Below are 4,494 nucleotides of genomic sequence, written 5' to 3' on the forward strand. Positions count from 1 at the left end.
AGCCCGCTGCCGGTCGCGTCAGGGCCACCGGAGGAACGACGACGGCCGCCCCCCGACTGGCTTCGGAGGGCGGCCGCTCGCGCCCGCGATCCTAGGAACGTTCCTCTGTCAAGGAACGGATCAGTCGCCGATCAGCGCGTCCACGAACGCCTCCGGCTCGAACGGCGCGAGATCGTCCGCGCCCTCGCCGAGCCCGACCAGCTTGACCGGCACGCCCAGCTCGCGCTGGACGGCGACCACGATGCCGCCCTTGGCCGTGCCGTCCAGCTTGGTCAGCACGATGCCGGTGATGTCCACCACCTCGGCGAACACCCGGGCCTGCACCAGGCCGTTCTGGCCGGTGGTGGCGTCCAGGACGAGCAGCACCTCGTCCAGCGGCGCGTGCTTCTCCACCACGCGCTTGACCTTGCCGAGCTCGTCCATGAGGCCGGTCTTGGTGTGCAGGCGGCCGGCGGTGTCGATGAGCACCACGTCGACGCCCATCTCCTTGCCCTCCTTCACCGCGTCGAAGGCGACGGAGGCCGGGTCGCCGGCCTCCGGGCCGCGCACGGTGTGGGCGCCGACGCGCTCGCCCCAGGTCTGGAGCTGGTCGGCGGCGGCGGCACGGAAGGTGTCGGCGGCGCCGAGCACGACGCTGCGGCCGTCGGCGACCAGGACCCGGGCGAGCTTGCCGGTGGTGGTGGTCTTGCCGGTGCCGTTGACGCCGACGATCATCACGATGCCGGGCTTGCGGTCCTCGGGCTCGGTCTTGACCGTGCGGTCGAGGTCGGTGCCGACCAGCTTGAGGAGTTCCTCGCGCAGCAGGCCGCGCAGTTCCTCGGGGGTGCGGGTGCCGAGCACCTTGACGCGTTCGCGCAGCCGCTCGACCAGTTCCTGGGTGGGCTGCACGCCGACGTCGGCGGTGAGCAGCGTGTCCTCGATCTCCTCCCAGGTGTCCTCGTCCAGGTGCTCGCGGGAGAGCAGGGTGAGCAGGCCCTTGCCCAGGGCGTTCTGCGAGCGGGACAGGCGGGCGCGCAGCCGGACGAGCCGGCCCGCGGTGGGCTCCGGGACCTCGATCTCGATCTCGGGAGCCTCGGCGACGGGGGGCTCCTCGACGACGACCGCGGGGCCGCCCGGGAGATCCACCTCCTCGATCGTCCGGCGCGGTTCGTCGCGCGGCGTCTCGGCCTCTTCGCCGACGTGCGGCTCGGCCGGGGGCGCGGTGATGTCGGGCGCCTTCGGGGGCGGCGGGGGCAGCGGCTTCCGGCGCCGGCTGCCCACGATCAGCCCGCCGAGCGCGCCGAGCACGACCACGGCGATGACTACAGCAAGGATGACGGTTTCCATAACCCGACCAGTATCGGCCATGGGGTCCGCGAGAACCCCGTTTGTGGCTTTCTCCGAGAGACAAAGGCCACTTAACGCGAGGACTCGGAGCAAAGTACGATGGTGACACCTCTATCCACGCGCGTAGAGTCCCCACGTCACCTTGTCCCCCCATGTCAGGCACCTCTTCCATGAGCACATCCGCCGAGACCGAAGGCGCTCTCGAAACCCGCGGTATCGAGCAGGTCCCCGACGCCGAGCGCACCGCGCGTCCGCGGCAGCTGTTCCCCACCTGGGTCGGCGCGAACATCAGCGTCCTGCTGCTGACGATGGGCGCGAGCCTCGTCGTCGCCTACCACCTGAACTTCTGGCAGGCCCTGATCGTCGCCGTGGCCGCGCCGATCGTGTCGTACGGCCTGGTCGGCCTGATCGGCATCGCGGGCAAGCGGGGCGGCGCGCCCGGCATGGCGCTGTCGCGCGCGGTCTTCGGCCAGCGCGGCAACCTGCTGCCCGGTTCGCTGATCTGGGTCGCGCGCTGGGGCTGGGAGACGATCAACGCGGTGACCGGCGCGTACGCGATGCTCACCATCCTGGACATCCTGTTCGGCATCAAGGCGAACAGCGTGCTGGACATGGTGACGCTGCTGGCGTTCGTCGTGGCGACCTTCGCGATCTCCGGGCTCGGCATCAACGCCGTGCAGAAGTGCAACAAGTACGCGACCTATTTCTTCGGCGTCTTCTCGGTGCTGGTGCTGGGCTATCTGGTGGCGAACACCGACTGGGCGAAGGTGATGGACCACAGCGCCGGTTCCACGGCCTCGGTGATCACCGGCGTCGGCATGATCGCGGCGGGCGGTGTCAGCTGGATCCCCTCGGCCCCGGACTTCACCCGCTACCTGCCGCGTACGGCGTCCTCGAAGGCGATCGTGGGCACGGCGGTGGGCGGCGCCGGTGTCGTCGTGCTGCCGATGGTCCTGATGGGCGCGGTGATGGCGGTCTCCACCCCGGACCTGGCCTCGGCCAGCGACCCGGTGTCCTTCCTGGGCGAGATCCTGCCGACGTGGATCGCGGTGCCGTACCTGTTCATCGCGCTGATCGGCATGCTGCTGATCAACTCGATGTCGATGTACTCGGCGGGCTTCACCGCGCAGACCCTCGGCATCAAGGTGCCGCGGCACTGGGCGGTCTCGGTGAACGCGGTGATCTCGCTGGTGTTCGGCGGGGTGCTGATGCTGGTGGCGACCAGCTTCATGGGCTCCTTCATCGCCTTCCTGTCGCTGCTCGCGGTCGCCTTCTCCGCGTGGGTCGGCGTGTTCGGCGCGGACATGCTCCGCCGTACCGAGTACGACGGCCGGGCCATGGCCGACACCACCCGCACCAGCGCCTACTGGTACAAGGGCGGCTTCTCCCCCGCGGCCGTGGCCGCCTGGGCGATCGGCCTGGTGTCGGGCCTGATGTTCACCACCTCACAGGCGGCGAGCGCGGTGGTCTTGCCGGCCCCGCTGGGCCCCGCGAACAGGGTGACCGGCCCGAGCGGGAACCCGGCGCCCCGGTGCCCGGCGAAGGCGGAGAGCCTCAGCTCGGTGATCCGGGACCGGATGTCGGGCCGGTCATCGGGGAGCGCGGGAACGTCGGCCGCCGGCGACTCGGCGAACAGGAAGGGCACGGCCATACGCGGACCGTAGAACCCCGCTTCCCCGCCGAACCGTTTTCCCGTCGGAACTTTCCCCCGATCGGGGGGCGGGCGCGGCGCTCGGCGCCGTCACGTGCCCGCCAGTCCCGCCCCCTCCATCAGGCCGCTGACCTCCGTGCCGGGCGGGGTGAGGAGGAAGACGTTGCGGTCCACCCGGTGCATCCCGCTGCCCAGGCCGAAGACGACGCCGGTGCTGAAGTCGAGGACGCGCTTGGCCACATCCCCCTCCGCGCCGGACAGGTCGAGCAGCACCGGCACCCCGGCCATCAGGGTCTCGGCCACTTCCCGGGCGTCCGCGAAGACGTTGACGCGCAGGACCACGAACCGGCGCCGGGTCTCGGTCTCGGCGTCCGGCAGCGAGCGGTGGTTCACCGCCGACGGCCAGGAGTCCCGGCCCCGCAGCGGCACGACCTGGGCGAGCCCTTCCCACTGTTCATCGGTGACGTCGTAACGGCTCACCGGCTCCCCCTGACCTGACTCGCGACCAATTGCACCAGCCAATTCTTACGCCAAGTCACCCGTTCGGCCCAACACCGACACGAAGGCCCCCTCCGTGACCACCCCCCGCGGCCCCTGGATGGCACGGATCACAAGCGCAAGAAGAGAAACCTCACAGCATGTGCCGCACCCCGGCTCGAGCGCCCTGCCCTAGCATCCGAGCCATGACGGTCCTGCCTGACGACGGGCTCTCACTGGCCGCCGAGTTCCCTGACGCGACACACGAGCAGTGGCAACGCCTGGTGGAGGGCGTACTGCGCAGGTCAGGCAGGGAATTGTCCGGCGAGGCAGCGGAGGACGCCCTGTCCACGACGCTGGAAGACGGGCTGCGCACCCGGCCCCTGTACACCGCGCGCGACGGCGCGCCCGATCCCGGACTGCCGGGTTTCGCCCCGTTCGTGCGGGGCGGCCGCCCGGAGGGCACCGGCCCGGGCGGCTGGGACGTGCGCCAGCGGCACACGGCGCTCGGCGACGGCCCGGCGGACGCGGTGCTCGCCGACCTGGAGAACGGCGGCACCTCGCTCTGGCTGGTGCTGGGCGAGGGCGGCATCCCGGTGGCGGAGCTGGGCCGCGCCCTGGACGGGGTGTACCTCGACCTGGCCCCCGTCGTGCTGGACGCCGGCCGTGACACCGCCCGTGCCGCAGAGGTCCTGCTGCGGCTGTACACGGACAAGGGCGTGGACGCCGGGGCGGTGCGCGGCAACCTGGGCGGCGACCCGCTCGGGTACGAGGCCCGTACCGGCACCGCGCAGCCCTTCGCGCCGTACGCCGAACTGGCCGTGCGCTGCGCCGAGGGATACCCGGGGCTGCGCGCGCTGACCGTGGACGCGCTGCCGTACCACGAGGCGGGCGGCTCGGCCGCGCAGGAGCTGGGCGCCTCGCTGGCCACGGGTGTGGCCTATCTGCGGGAGCTGACCGAGGCCGGGCTCGGCGTCGAACAGGCCCTCGGCCAGCTGGAGTTCCGTTACGCGGCGACCGCCGACCAGTTCCTGACCATC

Annotated in this window: 4 protein-coding genes; 2 read left to right on the forward strand and 2 right to left on the reverse strand. The window is 71.5% G+C overall.

The window, feature by feature from the left end; translation table 11 throughout:
* Nucleotides 1-120: 120 nt before the first annotated feature.
* Nucleotides 121-1,326 (reverse strand): signal recognition particle-docking protein FtsY, encoded by a 1,206-nt coding sequence (gene ftsY / locus H5J33_RS24855; RefSeq protein WP_181797104.1) that lies wholly within the window; start codon nt 1,324-1,326, stop codon nt 121-123.
* 170 nt (nt 1,327-1,496) lie between these two features.
* Here ftsY and H5J33_RS24860 point away from each other — a divergent pair, with 170 nt between their 5' ends.
* Nucleotides 1,497-2,990 carry a cytosine permease gene (locus H5J33_RS24860; RefSeq protein ID WP_258565381.1) on the forward strand — a complete coding sequence of 498 codons (1,494 nt, stop codon included), beginning with the start codon at nt 1,497-1,499 and terminating at the stop codon, nt 2,988-2,990.
* Between the two features lie 77 nt (nt 2,991-3,067).
* Here H5J33_RS24860 and H5J33_RS24865 read toward each other — a convergent pair whose 3' ends face one another.
* Nucleotides 3,068-3,457: a cell division protein SepF gene (locus tag H5J33_RS24865; protein WP_030606675.1), complete on the reverse strand. Its 390-nt coding sequence runs from the start codon at nt 3,455-3,457 to the stop codon at nt 3,068-3,070.
* Nucleotides 3,458-3,660: 203 nt separating this feature from the next.
* Between H5J33_RS24865 and H5J33_RS24870 the strand changes: the two genes are divergently transcribed.
* A partial coding sequence (locus H5J33_RS24870) for a methylmalonyl-CoA mutase family protein (protein WP_258565382.1) occupies nt 3,661-4,494 on the forward strand: 834 nt, incomplete at its 3' end.

The sequence above is a fragment of the Streptomyces sp. WELS2 genome, from assembly GCF_013870595.1.
Classification (GTDB): domain Bacteria; phylum Actinomycetota; class Actinomycetes; order Streptomycetales; family Streptomycetaceae; genus Streptomyces.

What these genes read in the sequence shown, in the direction of transcription:
- H5J33_RS24860 (WP_258565381.1), top strand. Translation starts at nt 1,497, where the DNA reads ATGAGCACATCCGCCGAGACCGAAGGCGCTCTCGAAACCCGCGGTATC.
- ftsY (WP_181797104.1), bottom strand. Translation starts at nt 1,326, where the DNA reads ATGGAAACCGTCATCCTTGCTGTAGTCATCGCCGTGGTCGTGCTCGGC.